General features: G+C 61.7%; 20 protein-coding genes and 1 pseudogene. 11 read left to right on the top strand and 10 right to left on the bottom strand.

Features of this window, described 5'->3' with window-relative positions:
- The first annotated feature begins 50 nt into the window (after nucleotides 1–50).
- The 3 genes from CG471_RS14815 (at nucleotide 51) to CG471_RS14805 (ending at nucleotide 1,536) form a co-directional block, all read left to right on the top strand.
- Nucleotides 51–479 (top strand): hypothetical protein, encoded by a 429-nt coding sequence (locus tag CG471_RS14815; protein ID WP_081331768.1) that lies wholly within the window; start codon nucleotides 51–53, stop codon nucleotides 477–479.
- 197 nt (nucleotides 480–676) lie between these two features.
- A complete protein-coding gene (locus CG471_RS14810; protein ID WP_218964260.1) occupies nucleotides 677–1,048 on the top strand; it encodes a RadC family protein in 372 nt (123 codons plus the stop codon).
- 65 nt (nucleotides 1,049–1,113) lie between these two features.
- Nucleotides 1,114–1,536, top strand: a complete 423-nt coding sequence (locus CG471_RS14805) for a MarR family transcriptional regulator (RefSeq protein WP_139150062.1) — start codon at nucleotides 1,114–1,116, stop codon at nucleotides 1,534–1,536.
- A gap of 114 nt (nucleotides 1,537–1,650) precedes the next feature.
- Here CG471_RS14805 and CG471_RS14800 read toward each other — a convergent pair whose 3' ends face one another.
- Genes CG471_RS14800 through CG471_RS14785 form a run of 4 tightly spaced genes read right to left on the bottom strand, consistent with a single transcriptional unit; the run spans nucleotide 1,651 to nucleotide 7,761 of the window.
- Nucleotides 1,651–4,866, bottom strand: coding sequence for an error-prone DNA polymerase (locus CG471_RS14800; protein WP_099232341.1), 3,216 nt, complete (start codon nucleotides 4,864–4,866; stop codon nucleotides 1,651–1,653).
- A complete protein-coding gene (locus CG471_RS14795; protein ID WP_306552748.1) occupies nucleotides 4,863–6,674 on the bottom strand; it encodes a DUF6504 family protein in 1,812 nt (603 codons plus the stop codon). The genes CG471_RS14800 and CG471_RS14795 overlap by 4 nt, the downstream gene beginning before the upstream one ends.
- Nucleotides 6,589–7,350, bottom strand: coding sequence for an ImuA family protein (locus tag CG471_RS14790; RefSeq protein WP_081331769.1), 762 nt, complete (start codon nucleotides 7,348–7,350; stop codon nucleotides 6,589–6,591). The genes CG471_RS14795 and CG471_RS14790 overlap by 86 nt, the downstream gene beginning before the upstream one ends.
- A gap of 12 nt (nucleotides 7,351–7,362) precedes the next feature.
- The gene (locus CG471_RS14785; RefSeq protein WP_143560210.1) at nucleotides 7,363–7,761 is read right to left on the bottom strand and encodes a hypothetical protein; all 399 of its coding nucleotides are present in this window, start codon (nucleotides 7,759–7,761) and stop codon (nucleotides 7,363–7,365) included.
- Nucleotides 7,762–7,893: 132 nt separating this feature from the next.
- Between CG471_RS14785 and CG471_RS30695 the strand changes: the two genes are divergently transcribed.
- Complete coding sequence (locus CG471_RS30695; RefSeq protein WP_163000262.1) at nucleotides 7,894–8,067, top strand: DUF6771 family protein; 174 nt, start codon at nucleotides 7,894–7,896, stop codon at nucleotides 8,065–8,067.
- Nucleotides 8,068–8,280: 213 nt separating this feature from the next.
- On the opposite strand, the gene CG471_RS14780 is transcribed toward CG471_RS30695, so the two are convergent.
- Nucleotides 8,281–8,619 (bottom strand): hypothetical protein, encoded by a 339-nt coding sequence (locus tag CG471_RS14780; RefSeq protein ID WP_069338043.1) that lies wholly within the window; start codon nucleotides 8,617–8,619, stop codon nucleotides 8,281–8,283.
- Nucleotides 8,606–8,842, bottom strand: a complete 237-nt coding sequence (locus CG471_RS14775; protein WP_185707869.1) for a hypothetical protein — start codon at nucleotides 8,840–8,842, stop codon at nucleotides 8,606–8,608. The genes CG471_RS14780 and CG471_RS14775 overlap by 14 nt, the downstream gene beginning before the upstream one ends.
- Nucleotides 8,843–9,104: 262 nt before the next feature.
- Between CG471_RS14775 and CG471_RS14770 the strand changes: the two genes are divergently transcribed.
- The 3 genes from CG471_RS14770 to CG471_RS14760 all read left to right on the top strand — a co-directional run bounded on the left by CG471_RS14770 (nucleotide 9,105) and on the right by CG471_RS14760 (nucleotide 10,756).
- Entirely contained in the window at nucleotides 9,105–9,815 is a 711-nt protein-coding gene (locus CG471_RS14770) for an SOS response-associated peptidase family protein (RefSeq protein WP_257211560.1), read from the top strand.
- A 223-nt stretch (nucleotides 9,816–10,038) separates the two neighbouring features.
- Nucleotides 10,039–10,419, top strand: a complete 381-nt coding sequence (locus CG471_RS31700; protein ID WP_306552751.1) for an alpha-ketoglutarate-dependent dioxygenase AlkB — start codon at nucleotides 10,039–10,041, stop codon at nucleotides 10,417–10,419.
- A gap of 64 nt (nucleotides 10,420–10,483) precedes the next feature.
- Nucleotides 10,484–10,756, top strand: coding sequence for a hypothetical protein (locus CG471_RS14760; protein ID WP_306552747.1), 273 nt, complete (start codon nucleotides 10,484–10,486; stop codon nucleotides 10,754–10,756).
- A 163-nt stretch (nucleotides 10,757–10,919) separates the two neighbouring features.
- On the opposite strand, the gene CG471_RS14755 is transcribed toward CG471_RS14760, so the two are convergent.
- The 3 genes from CG471_RS14755 to ligD form a co-directional block, all read right to left on the bottom strand.
- Nucleotides 10,920–11,105, bottom strand: a complete 186-nt coding sequence (locus CG471_RS14755) for a hypothetical protein (RefSeq protein ID WP_099232336.1) — start codon at nucleotides 11,103–11,105, stop codon at nucleotides 10,920–10,922.
- 574 nt (nucleotides 11,106–11,679) lie between these two features.
- Nucleotides 11,680–12,480 (bottom strand): exodeoxyribonuclease III, encoded by an 801-nt coding sequence (xth, locus tag CG471_RS14750; RefSeq protein WP_099232335.1) that lies wholly within the window; start codon nucleotides 12,478–12,480, stop codon nucleotides 11,680–11,682.
- Nucleotides 12,477–14,318 carry a DNA ligase D gene (gene ligD, locus CG471_RS14745; protein WP_099232334.1) on the bottom strand — a complete coding sequence of 614 codons (1,842 nt, stop codon included), beginning with the start codon at nucleotides 14,316–14,318 and terminating at the stop codon, nucleotides 12,477–12,479. Before ligD ends, xth begins: the two co-directional genes overlap by 4 nt.
- A 149-nt stretch (nucleotides 14,319–14,467) precedes the next feature.
- On the opposite strand from ligD, the gene CG471_RS14740 reads away from it, so the two are divergent.
- The 4 genes from CG471_RS14740 to CG471_RS31375 are packed head-to-tail and all read left to right on the top strand — an operon-like array spanning nucleotide 14,468 to nucleotide 15,700.
- Nucleotides 14,468–14,644: a DUF3606 domain-containing protein gene (locus CG471_RS14740; protein WP_099232333.1), complete on the top strand. Its 177-nt coding sequence runs from the start codon at nucleotides 14,468–14,470 to the stop codon at nucleotides 14,642–14,644.
- Between the two features lie 44 nt (nucleotides 14,645–14,688).
- Nucleotides 14,689–15,339, top strand: coding sequence for an SOS response-associated peptidase (locus CG471_RS14735; protein WP_099232332.1), 651 nt, complete (start codon nucleotides 14,689–14,691; stop codon nucleotides 15,337–15,339).
- Entirely contained in the window at nucleotides 15,336–15,530 is a 195-nt protein-coding gene (locus tag CG471_RS14730) for a hypothetical protein (RefSeq protein ID WP_069338050.1), read from the top strand. Before CG471_RS14735 ends, CG471_RS14730 begins: the two co-directional genes overlap by 4 nt.
- A 38-nt stretch (nucleotides 15,531–15,568) precedes the next feature.
- Nucleotides 15,569–15,700 carry a hypothetical protein gene (locus CG471_RS31375; RefSeq protein ID WP_257211559.1) on the top strand — a complete coding sequence of 44 codons (132 nt, stop codon included), beginning with the start codon at nucleotides 15,569–15,571 and terminating at the stop codon, nucleotides 15,698–15,700.
- Between the two features lie 60 nt (nucleotides 15,701–15,760).
- Here CG471_RS31375 and CG471_RS14725 read toward each other — a convergent pair.
- Nucleotides 15,761–17,313 (bottom strand): annotated as a pseudogene (locus CG471_RS14725) (ISL3 family transposase).
- Nucleotides 17,314–17,602: the final 289 nt, after the last annotated feature.

Here is a 17,602-nt window from a genome sequence, read left to right as displayed (position 1 = left end):
CGCTTGACTGGGAACGACACTTCCGTTTCGAAGTCGATATGACCAGACAAATGATGTTCATCGGACTTTTGGTCCTGAGCTCGATTTATGGGTTCGCAAAGGGTGGTCGGCCTGAGCAGATCGGGGCGGCAACCTTTGTGAGCGGCGTCATCGCCAGCATTGCGCTCGCCCATCCCGTTGGCTTCCGGTTCCAGGGTGTCGAGCACGGCATGCTCTTTGTCGACACGGCCATGCTGGGTGTTTTCCTATGGCTTTCTTTCAAAAGCACGCGATTTTGGCCGCTTTGGGTTTCGGGAATGCTGGTAGCCGAACTTTCGGTCCACACGATGCGCGTGGCTGTGCCGGCTGTGGTGCCAAAAGCCTATATGGATGCCGTGGCGCTCTGGAGCTGGATTGCCCAGATCATTCTGATCGCCGCGACCTGGCGACACCAGCAGCGGCTGGCCCGGCTGGGTGTCGACAAATCCTGGAAGACCTGATCGGTCTGGGAGCGCCCGATCGCGCGCGAGAATTGTCTGACCGGCTTCTCGAACGATTTGGGTCCTTTCCCGAGGCCCTCAACGCTACGGCTGGGGAGTGCGTCAAAGCTGTTGGTGGCGATGATCTGGAGGGGCTGTTTTCATCGGTTCGAACGGCTATCCACCACGTCCTGCGAGATCGCCTTCCACGTGGAGCCGTGCTGGCCGATGAGCCCGCCGTCCTTGACTATCTGAGGGGCGCGATGGCGTTCGCCCCGCAAGAGCAGTTTCGGGTACTCTATCTCAACGCAGGCAATGAGCTTCTATGCGACGAGGTTGCCAGCATCGGCTCCGTTTCCGCTGTCCATATCTACCCGCGCGAAGTGCTCAAGCGCTGTCTTGAGCTCGGCGGGACCGCCATCATCGTTGCGCATAATCATCCATCTGGTCGTCTTGTGGCCTCCCGGAGCGACAGGATCATGACCCGCAAGCTCGTCGAGGCCGCCACAGCGCTGGGCGTCGCGGTGCACGATCATATTCTTATCGCCCGGGAGGGCAGCCTGAGCTTTCGTAGAAAAGGATTTTTGTAGGCAGGCGCCCGCAGCGATCGGCCCGGCCGAGCACGCGCAGCGCCCTTAGCAAAGGGAGAAAGACAATGCCGCATCAAGTCGTTGCTCGCATGGACGCCTGCCGCAAGCTGGTGACGATGCGTAAAGCTCTTGGTGACACGCTGGGCTATCGCTATTGCGCCAGTCCCGTCTGGGACATGCTTCTGGAACTCTATATTGCCGAGAGAGAGGAGAGGGTCGTCTATCTCTGGTCGCTCTGCAGTTTCGCAAATGTCCCGTTCCCCACAGCATGTCGCAAGGTGTACGAAATGGAGAAGATCGGTCTGGTCCTCTGCAATGCGACCGACCGGGACCGACGCGGAATTAAGGTCAGCCTGACCGAGAAGGGGCGCGGGGTCGTCGAGTCGCTTCTCGACCGGCTCGCCGAGATTTACAAAACCAACACAGGTATGCGCGCCGACATTCCCGCGCTTGTCAGCGCGGACAAGCGCGCCAAAAATGCCAATTGATGAAGTCCTAGCAACGGTTGCGTCCGCCCGTTGGCATCTGGCTTGAGCAGTCCACTTCGGCTAGATTCAACGAGTCCCAGGAGGCAGCAGCAAGCCCTCCACGCAATTATCTGTTCAGTGAAAATTGCGCGATTGAAGCCGCAAACGAGGTGTATCATCTCTCGCTCCCCGCGTCGACAAGTCTGCTTCACCATCGCTGGCGGCGCAAGTGGCGGCAGACAGGTTAGCTTCACCGATCGATCTGAGAAGAGGGGTATAGTCGATCACGCGATCTATGATGATGTGCATGACAATCCCCTCGCGCTGTAACCGCCCGCGTAGGCCAACCATGGCCGATGACAGGACCGTGCGCCGCTGCGCCTCGAACCGGTCCGGCCATAATATGCCATTGGCGATCCCAGTTTCATCTTCGATCGTGATGAACAGAACGCCCTTGGCCGACCCCGGCTTCTGCCGCACAAGAATGACGCCAGCCACCTCGACATGCCGCCCGTCCTTCACCTGATCGAGTTCTGCGGCCGACTTGACCCCGCGCCGTCGCAAATCCTCGCGCAGAAACGCAAGCGGATGCGCCCGCAGCGAAAGCTGAATGGTCCGATAATCCTCGACCACTTCCCTTCCTTCGCTCAGCGGCTCCAGCGTCACCATGGGTTCGTCCCCTTCCGGACCGAACCGCCCTTCCCGCGCGTCGGCAGCCGCAAAGAGTGGCAGGGGTTTGTCGCCCAGCCCCTTCACGCGCCAAAGCGCCTGCCTTCGATCATGGGCAAGGGCGTGGAATGCATCCGCATCCGCCAGCCGCTCGATGGCGGCCGGCGGCACCCCTGCCCGTCGCCAAACGCCTTCGACGCTATCGAAGGGCGCCTCCCCGCGCGCCGACACGATCATGGCGCCGTGCAGGTTGGAAAGCCCGCGTGCCATGCGCAGCCCAAGGCGAACGGCGAGGTATCGCCCGCGTGTCGGTTCCAGCGTACAATCCCAACGGCTACGATTGATGCAGGGCGGCCGCACCTCCACGCCATGGGCACGGGCGTCCCGCACGATCTGCGCAGGCGCGTAAAAGCCCATGGGCTGCGCGTTCAACAGAGCCGCACAGAAGATATCGGGATGGTGGCACTTCATCCAGCTCGACGCATAGGCGATCTTGGCAAAGCTCGCCGCATGGCTTTCGGGAAAGCCATAGGAACCGAAGCCTTCGATTTGCTTGAAGGTCCTCTCGGCAAAATCGCGCGGATAGCCGCGCCCCACCATGCCCTCGACCAGCTTGTCGTAAAAATGGCTGACCCCGCCGGTAAACTTGAACGTCGCCATAGCGCGGCGCAGCTGGTCGGCCTCAGCGGCCGTGAACCCGGCGCCGACAATGGCCACCTTCATCGCCTGCTCCTGGAACAGCGGCACGCCCAGCGTCTTCTGCAATACGGCGCGCAACTCCTCGCGCGGATATTCCGGCTTCTCCTTGCCCTCGCGCCGCCGCAGATAGGGATGCACCATGTCGCCCTGGATCGGCCCGGGCCGGACGATCGCCACCTCGATCACAAGATCGTAGAATTTCTCCGGCTTGATCCGCGGCAGCATCGACATCTGCGCACGGCTCTCGATCTGGAAGACCCCGAGCGTGTCCGCGCGCTGAATCATGGCATAGACGGCCGGGTCATCCCGCTGGAGTGTGGGTGACGCCATGGTCATGGCGATGCCGCGATGCTCCGCCAGAAGCGCAAAGGCCCGGCGCATACAGCCCAGCATGCCCAGACCCAAAATATCGACCTTCATGAACTTCAAGGCATCAATGTCATCCTTGTCCCACTCGATGACCTGCCGGTCCTCCATGGCTGCAGGCTCGATCGGCACCAGCTCATCGAGCCGATCCGAGGTCAGGACAAAGCCGCCAGGATGCTGCGAGAGGTGGCGCGGTGTGCCGATCAGCTCACGCGACAGCTCCAGCGTCAGAGCAAGACGCGGATCGCTGGTGTCGAGATTGAGTTCGCTTGCCTGATCGGCGCGCACGCCTTCGAGCGACCATCCCCACACGAGCCCCGCCAGCGCCCCGGTCATGTCCTCGGGCAGACCCAGCGCCTTGCCGACCTCGCGCACCGCGCCGCGGGCGCGATAGCGCGTCACCACTGCCGTCAGAGCGGCGCGGGTGCGGCCATAGGTTTCATAAATCCACTGGATGATCTCCTCTCGCCGCTCATGCTCGAAATCGACGTCGATGTCCGGCGGCTCCTTGCGCTCGCCGGACACAAAGCGCTCAAACAGCAATTCATGCTTGATGGGATCGATCGAAGTGATGCCCAGCACGAAGCAGACGCAGCTGTTCGCGGCAGATCCCCGCCCCTGACAGAGAATACCCCGCCGCCGTGCTTCAGCGACGATGCTGTTCACGGTCAGAAAATAGGGGGCGTAGCTGAGCTTCTCGATCAGCCCGAGCTCATGGGCCAGCTGATCGGCATAGGCTTTGGGCACCCCATCGGGAAACATGCGCGCCGATGCCACCCCCGTCAGCCGCTCGAGCAACTGCTGCGGCGTTTCTCCCGGACTTGCTTCCTGCGGATATTGATAGCGAAGCTGGCCCAAGTCGAACGTGCAGGCCCGGGCGATGTCAGCGCTCGCCGCCAGCGCATCGGGATAGGCGGCAAAGCGCCGGGCCATTTCAGCGCCGGACTTGAGCTGCCGATCGGCATGGCGCTCGCGCCTGAACCCCAGCGCATCGACCGTGCAATGGTGACGGATCGCGGTCACGACATCCTGCAACAGCTCGCGATCATTGCTATGGTAGAGGATGTCGCCCAGCACCACCGGTCGCACATGGTGCGCTCGGGCCTGCGTATCGAGCCCATGGATACGGATCGCATCATCCGGCCGTCGGCGCAGCGACAGCCCAAGATAGGCGCGCTCTCCAAATATGCCGCTTAAACGGCGGAGCGCTTGTACATTGGTGTCGTTGGGCAGATCGGGAACAAGGATGGCGATCAACCCCTCCTGCCATTGTTCGACATCGTCCCAATGCAGGTCGCAGGCCCCCTTTCCTGCCCGAGCCTTGCCGATGGACAGCAAGCGGGTCAGCCGCGACCAGGCGGCCTTGTTGGTCGGATAGACCAGCAGGCTCGTGCCGCAGGCAAGATCCAACCGACAGCCGGGGATCAGACGAACGCCGGTTTCCTTGGCCGCTTCCCAGGCGCGCACGATCCCGGCCACCGAATTGCGATCGACCACGCCCAGTGCCGGTATCTTGAGCCAGGCGGCTTGGGCGAACAATTCATCAGGGGAGGACACGCCACGCAGAAAGGAGAAATGCGTGGTGACCTGAAGCTCCACATAGGCGTCGCCGATCATCCGAACACACCATGGATGTGCCAGGAGAGATCGCCCGACCGCAGATTTTCGCCATCGCCGCGCCGGAACACCCAGAAACGCTCGCCCCGCTCATTCTCCACCCGGAAATAATCGCGTACGGCATAGCTCTCGCCGCTCCGACGCCACCATTCTCCCCGAATACGCTCCGGCCCATCTGCCCGCACCACGACATGGGCAACCCCGCGCCAGACGAAGCGGCGTGGAGGTTGGTCGGGAAGCTCGGCCATGACATGGTCGATCCGCTCTGGCCGCCGCAGAATGCGCGCGGGCCGCGGCCATAAGGTCGGCCAGCTCGTGGCGTCGGCCAGCGGCGCGATCCGCCCTAGGCTTCGCTCGGGCACATCACTTTCCCGCATGCTCGGACGGTAAATGGCCCCTTGCCCCAGCCGCGCAACGATCTGATCGACGAGGAGCGCGATATCCGCTTCTTCGCCCATCCCCAGATCGGCATCGATCGCCGTGGGCGCCAGGGGTTCGCTGCGCAGCGCGATCAACCGCATCCTTTCGATGCCGAAACCTGGATCGATGGTCTCGATCTTCATGGCGAGCAGCCGCAGCATATGGCCGATGTCGCGCGTACCCCGTGCGGTCCCGACCGTGACGATCTGTTCTTCCTTGTCCACCCGTTCGCAGACAAGGCGCAGGAGCCGCACGCCAAGCCCCCGTTCGCGCAATGTCCGCGCCAGATCATCGGCAAGGCCGGCCATCACCCGCGCGATCGTCTCGGCCGAGCCAATGGGTTCGGCAAAGATCCGCAGCACCTGCGGCAGTTCGAATGGCACAATACCGACGAGCGGCTCGCCAACCCGCCCGATCGCCTGGTCGAGCCGGTGAAGCAGGCTGCCCCCAAAGCGGCGGCCGAGCGGCGCGCGGGGCATGGCAATGAGATCGGCGATGCGCTCGATCCCAAGGCGCCGGGCGGCGCTGCGCTGGCGGTCATCGAGCCGCAGCGCCGCTACCGGCAGCCTGCTGATCGCCTCCAATTCCCCATGCATGTCGCAGATCGAAATGCGCTCTTTGCCATAGCGAGCGAGCGCATGGGCTGCGCCGGCCGTGCCTGCGATAGCGACGCGGGCGGCCAGCCCGATCCGGCCGCAAAAGCCGATGAGCCGCTGCGCCATCCCCTCCTCGCCGCCGAAAAGATGAGTTACGCCGGTCAAATCCATGAGCAGCCCGTCAGGCGCGTCCACCTGCGCGGTCGGCGTCCAGCGCCGCACGGCGAACAGCGCGAGCCGTTCCAACTCCCGCACATCTCCCACCGGGTCAGCGTCGCGCGCGTTGAGGCCGGGCACCATGGCTTTGGCCTGGGTGAGCGGCATGCCGGGAAAGAGCCCAAGTCTTGCAGCATGCGCGTCGACCGCGGCGATCACCATGCGCTGCTTTTGAAAGGTGCTGGTGACGAGCGGCGGCATGTCCGGCGGCGCATTTCCAAGGAGCTTCAGATTGGGCGCTGCCGGCTGCTTGTCCGATTTGAACGGATTGTCGGCCGCCTCCGAGCGACGGCCGAGTTCCCGCAGCGAGGGACGCTGATGCACGGGCAGGCTGTCGATCTGTTCCTCGCGGGTGCCCATGGCAGCGCCAGCGCCGGCAGTCTGCGCCCAGCGCGCGCCAGGACGCCACCCGCCGCCACGTGGGCAGGAGCAGGAGGAGCCGTCTTCCTCTTCGAGCGGGATGACGAGCAGTTGGGGCGCAGATGTCCGTTCAGGCGGCCTGCCGGTCCTCGCCTCGTTTCGGCGTAGCCGATCGACGGCGAGGCTCGGCAGAAACAGCGAGGCGACCCGTCGCATCGCAGCCCTCCAGCAACCAGTTATCAGGATCCCCGCCGCGTTGGCGCACCAGTGACACCTGCCAGCGCGAGCGACCGACGCCCGGTACTGGCAGGGGATCGGACGGCGCACAGCCAATCCGCCAGCGCGTCAGCGCGGAAGAAGGTTGGCCCAGCGGATCTTGCGCGGACCGTCGCCAGCGCCGCAGCAGCAGGGCCATGGTGTTGCCCTCCTCGGCCGCCAGCTGCAGGCGGCGCGTGTCGGTCATGCCGATGCGGGTAACCTCGCACACCACGGCGGCAAGCGCGCCATGGCGCAGCGCCTCTTCCATGACGGCAAGGGCATCTTCGTCCTTGCGCGCTTCGACCTGGATCAACCGGGTCGCCGGCACACCGGCGCAGGCAAGGCCGGGCGCGAACAGGTCGGGCTGCGCCATGATCCAGAGAATATCCCCTTCGGACGCTCTGGCTGCGATACCCGCGGTAAACAGGGTTGCGGCGGCATCATCGCCCAGCGTGACGGTTTGGCCGGCAATTTCGTGCAGTGCCGCGCGCGCCAGCCCGCCTGCTGCCAGGCGGTCATCGACGATGGGAATGCCGAACGGCAGGCATGGGACATCGGCCCGCGAAACCGGCGCAATGGCCTGGATCTCGGCGATGAGGGCTTGCAGCCTGTGCGGACGCGGAGCAGTCGACATGACGGATGAGACTCACTTGTTCCCTATATGTTCCTTTAATCCTGTCACGGAGTCAATTGATCGAGATTGCACTGGCGCATGTGCCTGAAGCGGGTCACAAAAATCTGGTCCGCCAAAAAGCGGCCCGCCGTCCTCAACCGCACGGGCATTCTCGCCTTCGTCATCTGAACCGCGCCATCTAACGATAAATCTCCGCTCGATAGCAGCGGCAATGCGCTCGACGATATCGAGGCGCGCGCCGCGGGAACGGGCAGAATTCCGATCCGACAAAGCCCGGCGTACCCAAAACGGTGCCATCGAAAGTGCGATGGAAATATCGACGCGAAGCTGATGCGCGCGCCCCAGCCGCTCACGACCTTCGGGCACGTAGAGGTCATCGGCTAAAGCGTGATCTGGCTCATCTGGTTCCATGATCAAAGCCTAGAACATATCAAGAACGAAATGTGCAAGAGGGGCTACGAGTTATCCACAGATAACTGGTGCGATGCCGTGTCACAGCCCAGCTATTGCGCCAATGCGCATTGACGCTCATAGGCGACGGCCATGGACGACCATATAAAAGCGATCATCGAACGGACGGTCGAACGCGCGCCCCAATGGCTTCGCAATGATCTTGGCGGCAAGGATGCGAATGCCCGCCGCAGCGCTGAAGAGACGCTCGCGGCCATGATCGTCAACGCACTGGACGAAGGGGCGGGAGAAAAGCCGACGGCCTGATTTCTGATAAAGATCCCAAGCCTCATCTCGGTCTCAACCATCAGCTTGAATATCCAGGCCAAGCCTCTAGATTGAAATGGTCACCCTTCCCCCCTTTGGGTGGCACCTCCCTGAACCTTGGCCCCGTCGTTGAGTTTGCTCCGGCGGGGCGTTCTTTCACCAGCGAGATCGAACAGCGCGTCAACCGTCGCATGACAGCTACCCATGCCCCCCCTAACCTCTATGCTGATGCACGGCTCGGCGCCATTCGCGCTCGTCGGGGAGCGGATATGTGATGCGCGGCGGCTCGCTCGTCGTTTCCATCCGGAGCGGCCGGATCTTGCGGCCAAGGCCCTCGGTGCAGTCCTGGCAGTAGATGTGGCGAACGCCGTCGCGAAAATCATCGCTCCAGCCCTTGCGCCGAAATCGCCACCACAGGCCAAGCGGTTCAAAGGTGACACTCTTGTTACAGCAGCAGGTGACCTTGATCGAGTAACGCCATAAAGCGGCCTCGAAGATCGAGGTGGCCGGCCTTTGCTCGTCGCCCCGGCCGATAGCGTCAATCGGGCGCATCGACCTTCGTCCGCATGATGGCTGTAGCCCAGGCGATTGCGCCCAACATAAACGGGCCATCGTCGCGACGCCCTGCGCGGATCTCCTCTATGAAAGAGCGATTACCAAGCCCGCGCGCTTCAAGCGCCGTAGCGACAGCATCTCGAATTTCAGCGAGTTTTAGACCGTTCAACCCGCAAGTTTGCCCTTCGAAATCATGTTCGATGAGCCGCTGATTAGTCATGAATTTGATCCTTCCGATTCGACCTACAGTAGAACATAATAGGAACAATATGGAGTCTCGCCCTTCGCCTTGTTCTCTTCACGTTCTATTTTCATCGATCCGAGCAGCAGAGTCGCAGCGAGCGCAGAACGGAGAAAAGCGATGCTGGAGCGCAAAAAGCTAAGCCTGAAACACGAACCCAGACCTGTTGAGCTAGCCACAAGCGGGCCGGACCGATTGGAGACGGAGCACCATCAAGATGTCCCGCGCTATCACCCCGCGCATGATCCGCAGTTCGTCAGTGACGACGAGATCCCCTGGTGAGCTGAATCCCATGTCTCGTCTTCACTGCATGGCGGCTGGCTTGTCGGAGGTCGCCCACTATTTCGGCGCTGAAATGCCGGCGCCGGTCGAGTTGCCGTCCGAGACGACAGAGGGCGCTTGTGGCCTGGTGGTCTTCGAGACCAAAGGACGGCGCATCATACGCAGCGTGAGCTGGGGCTTTCCCCGATTGACCCGAGAGATGCGCGAGCGGGGTGAAGAGCCAGGGATCATCGGGTTGGTAGCAGATCTCACCAATCCGATGTGGGATCAGATGGCGCTTGATCCGCGTTATCGATGCCTGATCGTCATGACCCATTTTGCAAACCCTGACGGTGTGCCCGGCGCGCGAACACGCACCTGGTTTTCGCTCAACCATATGCCGCTGATGGCTTGGGCCGGTTTCTGTCGGAACATCCCCGACCAAGGGCCGCGTTTTGCCGGCATGACGATGGACGCCAACGCTACGGTCGCGCCGACCAATGATCGCATGCCCGTCCTGCTCGATCCGCACGACTATGCGCGCTGGCTGCACGGCGCGATCGAGGAGGTGATCGGCTTTCAGTTTCGTGCCCCCTTCTCTGCCGAGCGGTTCAAGGTCGAGAGGACAGAGGATCTATGGAATAGCGGCAAGCGGCCCCCGTCCGCCGACAAACAGCTGGCGCTGCTCTGATGTCGGCCAACGGGCAGATCGATCTTTTTGTGCCGCCTCTCTTGCCGGGTCTTCGCTATGGACCTGATCTGGTGAGCGCTGGGGAAGAGGTGAGGCTTATTGACCGCATCTATCGCGCGCCACTCACGCCCTTTCGCTTTCAGCAGTGGACCGGCAAGCGGCTTACCTGCAGCTATGGCTGGAGCTATGATTTCGAACATGGCGGTTCGGACCGACCGATCCCCTGCCCGACTGGCTGGTTCCGCTACGCGACCGCGCCGCGCGCTTCGCGGGTCTTGGCGCGGACAGTCTCGCCCAGGCATTGCTCATCCGCTACGATCCCGGCGCCGGCATTGGCTGGCACAAGGATCGGCCGGTATTCGAGCATGTCGTGGGCATCTCGCTGGGGGCACAAACATCCATGCGTTTCCGTCGACGAACAGCGGGGGGATTTGACAGACGCGCAGTCCCGCTTGCCCCGCGATCCATCTATGTGATGAGCGAGGAGGCAAGAAACGACTGGGAGCACAGCATCGCCGGGATGGAGGAGCCGCGCTGGTCCATCACCTTTCGCAGCCTGAAACCAGACCTCCAAGGGCAAGCTGTCCCGCCGAGCAATGGCTGAACGCCCCTTTTACCCTGTGACCCCCGATGGCCGATATTTCGTGGTTCGCGGGCGCCTTTGGCGCATGAGCAACCCGGCGCTGTCCGAGGCAAAGCGCGAAGCGCTGGTGCAGGAGCTGATGGATGCGCGCAGAGCTGTAGCCCGCGCGAAGAGAGAGGCGGATAAGCAGGCTGAAGTGGCGGCGCGCAAAGCGGTCGATCAGGCCAAGCAAGCCTTGGGCGAGCGCGGTCCAGTCTGGTGGGATGACGGGGCGCCGGATTACAATCGCCACATGGCGCGCAATACGCCTTATGGCCCCTGGTTCGACGCTCTGTCCGGCAAAGCCGATCCAGCTTGATCGTTGCGTGGGGCGCAATCAGGTTGCGCGCCTTCGCATTTGTCTGGCGCCGTGGCTGGTGCGAAAGGGGTTTTGCCTTTCAGGCATCCTCTCCTAAAAACTCATTGGGCTGGTCGTCACACGATCAGCCTTCTTTTTTGCCGATTGTCATTTTTGCGCGCGGTCAAAGGCCTGCCTGCCGCTCAGGATTGAGCAGTTCGGCCACAGCGTCGTAGCTGTCGACGATCTCTAGCTCCCGGCCATCTGCGAAATGGATGCGCGTACCGACTTCGCATGGCTCGAAATAATCAAGCTGGTCAAGGTTGGTCGTGACTGGCCTACCGTCCGGCAAGGTGAACTCAGCGATCATGGCCGCCCCGCCTCACTGATATCCGCCTTCATCCTCGCGCTTTTCGGCAGCGTCCTTCTGCGCTTCCTCAAGCTCGTCCTGCTTGTCATCCGACCGGCTGTCTTCGGAGTTTTCCTTGGGATCCGGGACCATCACGCTCTCCTATGCTGGACGATAAGGAAGCGATCCCATTGCCGCTTGGTTCCGAAACCAGGGTCCAGAACCTTGGCTATCGCGACCATCGCGCGGGTTCGAGTGCCACGTCGACGGGGGTCTTCAAGGCCATCCAGCCGCTCGCCAGCACATCATTGCTCTCTTTGGCATGCCGCCCTTCAGCCAGGGACAATGGCTCCCGTGTCCGCGATCGGCATGCCCATCTATCTCGACGATCAGCACCTGGACTCCCTTTTCATCGTCGGCGATCCCGACGATCTTTCCTGCCCTCGACTGCGGGAGCGGCGTCTCCTCATCGGTGCCGTGGCGCAGCGTCACATGGTCGGCGACGATCTGGGCATGCAGGGCTGGAAGCGTGCCAGCAAATCCTGTCGGTCGTTGGCGGCAAGCTTTAAGCCGGTGATCATGTTGCTCATGCTGCTCATGATGCGCCTTTCCGCCTGCGCTTTGAGGCTGATAGCTCTATCCAGACCGGCGCATGATCGCTGGTCTTTTCCCAGCCCCGCGGCGCAGTATCGACCTCGGCCGCGCGCAGCATGGCTTTGGCTGCATCATTGAGCAGCAAATGGTCGATCCTGAGCCCCGCGTTGCGTTCAAAGGCGAAACGCAGATATTTCCAGAAGGTATAGATGGTCTCATTAGGATGCATATGGCGCAGGGCATCGGTCCAGCCCTGGTCGAGCAGCCGCTGGTAGGCGGCTCGTACTTCCGGCGCGAACAGCGCATCGTCAAGCCAGCGTTCCGGCGCATAGACGTCCATTTCGGTCGGCATGACATTATAATCGCCAGCGATCACCACGGGCGCTTCCAGATCGATGAGGCCGGCAAGATGCGCGTGCAGTCGTTCAAACCAGCGCAGCTTATAGTCGAATTTGGGACCCGGGCGTGGATTGCCGTTGGGAAGATAGAGGCCGGCGATGAGGATGCCGTTCACCGCCGCCTCGATATAGCGGCTCTGCTCATCGGCAAGGTCTCCGGGCAGTCCCCGCTGGGTTTCGTGGATCTCGCCAACGCGGCTCAGGATGGCGACCCCGTTCCATCGGCTTTGGCCTTGCCAGATGGCGTCATAGCCCGCGTCCCGGATCGCCTTTTCCGGGAATTTCTCTTGCGGCGCCTTGAGTTCCTGGAGGCAGACGATGTCGGGTTCCGCGTCATAGAGCCAGCGCAGCAGCACCGGCAACCTTCCATTCACCCCATTCACATTATAGGTGGCGATCTTCATAGGTCGGGCAACGACTGATCGGCCAGGCCCCAGCCAGACAGAGCCTTTGTAGCCGCCCGCTTCGCCAGCGCTTTGCCGTCGGCAATGGTGAAGTGAGAGGGCTTGTCGATCGTCTCCATCTCCTTCCAGCTGAGCGGCGCCGCGACCGGGGCGCCGGGACGGGCGCGGGCGCTATAGGGCATGACCGCCGTCGCGCCGCGCTGGTTACGCAGATAGTCGACGAAGATGCGGCCCTTGCGCTGGGCCTTGGGGAGCGCTGCGGTGAAATGGTCCGGATCATTTTGCGCCACGGCTTTCGCCAGACGATGGGCGAAATCCTTGATCTCGCCCCAGTCGGCCTGCGGCGTCAGCGGCACTATCACATGCACGCCCGTGCCGCCCGTCAGCATCGGAAAGGTCGCAAGGTCGATCGAGGCCAATATGTCGCGAAACTGGAAGGCTGCCGATCGCACGGCTTCGAAGTCCAGCCCCTCATCGGGATCAAGGTCGAAGACCAGGCGGTCGGCCTTCTCGACATCTTCGATCCGCGCGCCCCAGCCATGAAATTCGATCGTGCCCATCTGGACGCAGGTGAGAAGGCCTTCGGGCGTATCTATGTAAAGATAGGCTTCCTCATGGCCGTCCTTCTCCGTGATACCGATGTGTTGCACCGCATCGCCAAAGGAGCCGACGTCATGCTTCTGGAAAAAGCATTTCTTCGCCCGCCCCTGCGGACAGCGCACAAGGCTGATCGGCCGCGACCCAGCCCAGGGGAGCATCAGGGGCGCGACCTGCGCATAATAGTCTGCAAGCGCGCCCTTGGTGATGCTGCTTTCGGGAAAGATGATGCGCTCCCGGTTGCTGATCGCGACCGGGGATGAGATTTGCGCCGCCGGCTTTTCGACGACCACCGCCTCAGGCTTCTTGTCTTCGCGTAGGCCAAGGTAACTTGGATGCCGCAGCGTTCCTTCATTGGTCATTTCGGTGAATGCAATCTCGGCGACCAATCTGGGCTTGAGCCAAGGCGCGCCGCGCATCTCGGCGCGGGGCGCGTCGACGCTCGGCCTATTTGTCTCGATCGGCTTCATGATCTCCATGAGCCGGAACTGCTCTGCCGTATTGAAACCCGTGCCGACCTTGCCGGCATAGCGCAGCGCGCCGTCTTCGTTGACGCCCAGGATCAGGGAACGAAAGGTGCGGCTCTTCTCCGAGGGCGTCCAGCCGGCCACCACGAATTCCTGGCGCTGGATGCACTTGGTCTTGACCCAGCTTCCGGTGCGTGCGCCGACATACGCCCCGTCCGCGAGCTTGGAGATCACGCCCTCCAGGCCGGCCGCGCAGAATTCTTTGAGCAGCTTCTCGCCGCCCCCGACGATATGGTCCGAATAGCGGAGCGCTGAACTGCGGCTTGGCAGAATGGCCTTGAACTTCTTTTTCCTTTCGACCAGCGGCAGCGAGGTCAGATCCTCGCCGTCGAGTTCGAGCAGATCGAAAGCGATATAGCCGATCGTCTCGGGCGCGGCCTTGAGGGCGGATTGCAGCGCCTGGAAGCGAGAGCGCCCCCGATCGCCGAGCACGACCGCCTCTCCGTCAATCAACGCGGACTTGACCTTGAGCTTTGTTGCGGCGGCAAGAACGGCTGGAAAGCGATCTGACCAATCAAGGCCCGAGCGGGTGAAGGCGCGCGCTCCGCCGCCGCCGACTGCGACCAGCATGCGATAACCGTCATATTTCATCTCGTGCAGCCAGCGCTTTCCGGAAGGCACGACATCGACCAGCTTGGCAAGCTGTGGCGGCCGGAACGCCGGCGCCTGCGTGCTCGTCGTCTTGTCAGCTTTGCGTGCAGTCCGGCTCGCCATCGATCCTGTCCTCCTGGCTCAGGATACTAATCGCCGCTCGTCAGACTCGTTCCGCCGCAACGATCAGATCGCAGTCCCCGCAGCATAGCGCGCGGTTGCAACGTGATGTGGTGCGATGCGTTGGAGCTGCATCAACACAGGAGCAGGGCATGGCTGACGATAAAAATGCAAAAGGCCCGCAGGATCGCTCGCGCGTCGCGATGGGCGAAGATTATGAGGTGCGATATTGGACAAATCGCTTCGGCGTAAACCGGGACCAATTGCAGGATGCCATCGATGCCGTGGGCAATGATGTGGATGCGATAGCAGCCTATCTCAACAAATAGGGCACCTACTTGTTCTTGGTGCCGATACTGATAGCTTTCTTAGTATGTGCAATCTGTACGCGGTCCGAAAATCAGCAGCCGAGGTCGCCGCGCATTTTCGCGTGACGCTGCCAGCCGCCCAGTTCAACGCGCCCGAGGAAGTCTATCCTGGCTATCCCGGCATGGTCGTGCGGGAAGCCGAGGGCAGCCGCCTCCTCCAGTCGATGGCATGGGGATGGCCATTGAGGCTCAAGGGCATGAAGCCGGAATCCAAGCCCAAGCCTGTCAATAATATCGCGGACCTGCGCAAACCCATGTGGGTCGGCTTTGCGCGCAAGCCCAAGTGGCGCTGCCTTATCCCCCTCACCCGCTTTGCCGAGGCCGAGGGCGTGAAGGGCAGCAAGACACGCACCTGGTTCTCGTTGCACGACCGCCCTATCTTTGCTTGGGCGGGGCTCTGGCGCGACAGCGCGGAATGGGGACCGGTCTATTCCGGCGTCATGACCGATTGCAATGAGGCCATCCGTCCGGTCCATGACCGCATGCCCGTACTGCTGCATGAAGATGAATATGAGCAGTGGCTGCATGGTGATTTTGAAGAGATTGTCGGCTTTCAGGAGCGTTGTTTCCCGGACGAGCTGATCGCGATGGAGCGCACCGCAGAACCCTGGAACAAGCCTCGGGGCTCGGCCGCGGCGGACGACATCTTGCTATGACCTTCGAGCAGGAGAGATGGGCCGAGGCCCTCGCGATCGAGCGCCGCTTTGGGGAAAGCGCCAGCCAACATATGTCTGATCGGGTGACGGCGCTCGCGCTCGCAGAAGATTGGGTGGGGGTCGGTCGGTGGTTCGCGATCATCGATCGGTTCGATAAGCTCCAGGATCGCACGACGAATTTGATCCAATGAGCAGTTGGGCGGGTCGGCAAAAAAGTCAGGGAGAGAATATGGCAAGCGCCCAATCGATCGATGAATTGCTGGAGCAGCCCGTCTTCATTGACATGGTCAAAGCGATTTATGACGCGATTTCGATCCCGCAGCTCAGCCGTGCAGAAGAGCTGGATGTTGATTGCTACTGAGATGCGACCCGGGGTTTCCATTGAGAAATGGCTCTGAATCACTTTTGCTGCTGGTGATGGTCATCCGCCGACCATGCGAGCGCGCAGCAGGTCCAGCTTCGCTCGACCATACATCTGTCGTTTATCAGCTTGAGGCGAGTGATTTGGCCCTCGGTCTGCCCATTTGACCACGGTGAAATGATCGCGTTGCGTACCGCAGTCAGGTCCTTTTCTACACCGTTGACAAAGGAAGCGACAAGGCTGTCCTTGGCCAGCTCGATCCACCCATCAAGTTTCGCGGCTGACTTTGATCTGATCATCGATTGGAAGTCGCCGATTGCTTTGCGTGCCGTCACCAACTCAGGGACACAGTTCTGGATGACGGCAACGAGGATGGCATCTGATTTGCCCAATCCATCCTGAGCGGAGGTCATCAGGCGAGCCAGAACCCGCGCCGAGGGTGTGCGCATAAGGCCGCTTTGGCCGGCCTTTTCAGCGAGGCGGCGCCGTTGAGCCCATTGCGAGACGATCCCTCGCTGTCCAGCAAAACCTTCTGCACGCATCTCACGCCAGAGCGCCAAGGCGTTGCGGGATCCGGTATCCCAGCGCTCGTTCAGCCACGGCAACCAACTGTCCAGCGCGCTTGGCCGAGTACGAAAGACGTCTAGGCGCTGTCCGCGTAGGACGTCCCGAACGAGTTTGCGGCTGTGACCAGTCTGCCGGACAATCTGCCGGATGGAAGTGCCGCTTTTGGCCAGTTCCTGGATTGCCTCATTGGTTTCCTGACGACGAAGGTAACCTTCGTACTGCAGCTTCTCAGCATAGGTGAGAAGCTTGGGGTCGACGACATTGCTGCCGACCGCTTGCCTGATCTGCCGCATGGATTTGCTGACGGCGTCGAGAAAGGCTCGGCTCGAATTTTCCATGAGATGCCAACGATCGGCAACCTGCTCGGCATGAGGGAGCCCTCGTGCGATCGCCTCACCATAACCGCCGCCGCGGTCTCGAGCGACGATGGATATGGACGGGCGTTTGGCAAGCCAGGCCCGTGACGTTTCCAGCGCTCGATCAGGCAGAAGGGTGACCGGCTTGCGGCGCTCCAGATCGCAAACAATCGTTCCGTAAGGCTGGCCTCGGCGGAAGGCAAAATCATCAATACCGACAACATGGAGGTCGTCACATCGATCAACAGCGTGCCGCCGCACCACCCGCAGCAAAGTGTCCTTGCTCACCGGCACCATTAGACGGTTGGCAAATGCGGCCCCAGGTCTCCCGCCCAATGCGAGGCCCAGATGGTGGACAATTGCCTCAAGACGTTGAGTACGCCGGCCATATCGCGCCAGGACACCTACATCGAACCGTTCGCAGAAGATGCGCCGACCGCACACGACCGCGTCACACCAGAAGCGGCGCGCCTGGATCGTTAGAACGACACGGCGGCCCGCCAACGGTAAATCCGAAGGTCTCCGCACATACCGGCTCTGAACTCGCTGGCTTGGGCGGCCACAATCCGGACAAACGCCTGAAAGGCAGCGAGAACGCAGTTGAATATGGAAATCATCTCCGACACCCTGCAGCGACACCACCGCAATGCCTTCAGGGGCAAGACGCGCTCGTTGAAATCGCCCGTTCATGACAGATCCTCCCAGTAAAGCGGGGGAAGGATACCATCACCAGCAGCAAAAGTGATTCAGAGCCAATTCTCAGTGGAAACTTATAGCGCCCCCGGGTCACATCTCAGTGGCAATCAACACACGACCCGTTTCTACCGCGCACAGGCGGGCTAAACCCGCGACTTCCTAAGAAACAGCCGTATCAGGTTCCGCAGGCATCTCATGCAGGATGAAGCCGAAGGCCTTGGCGCGGCGCTGCAGATTTCCGATCACCCGGCTGCGATAGCGCTCCTCATATTGTGAAGCACCA

The sequence above is a fragment of the Sphingobium sp. IP1 genome (genome assembly GCF_002708645.1).
Classification (GTDB): Bacteria; Pseudomonadota; Alphaproteobacteria; order Sphingomonadales; family Sphingomonadaceae; genus Sphingobium; species Sphingobium yanoikuyae.
This window is presented reverse-complemented; position numbering and strand designations above follow the sequence as displayed.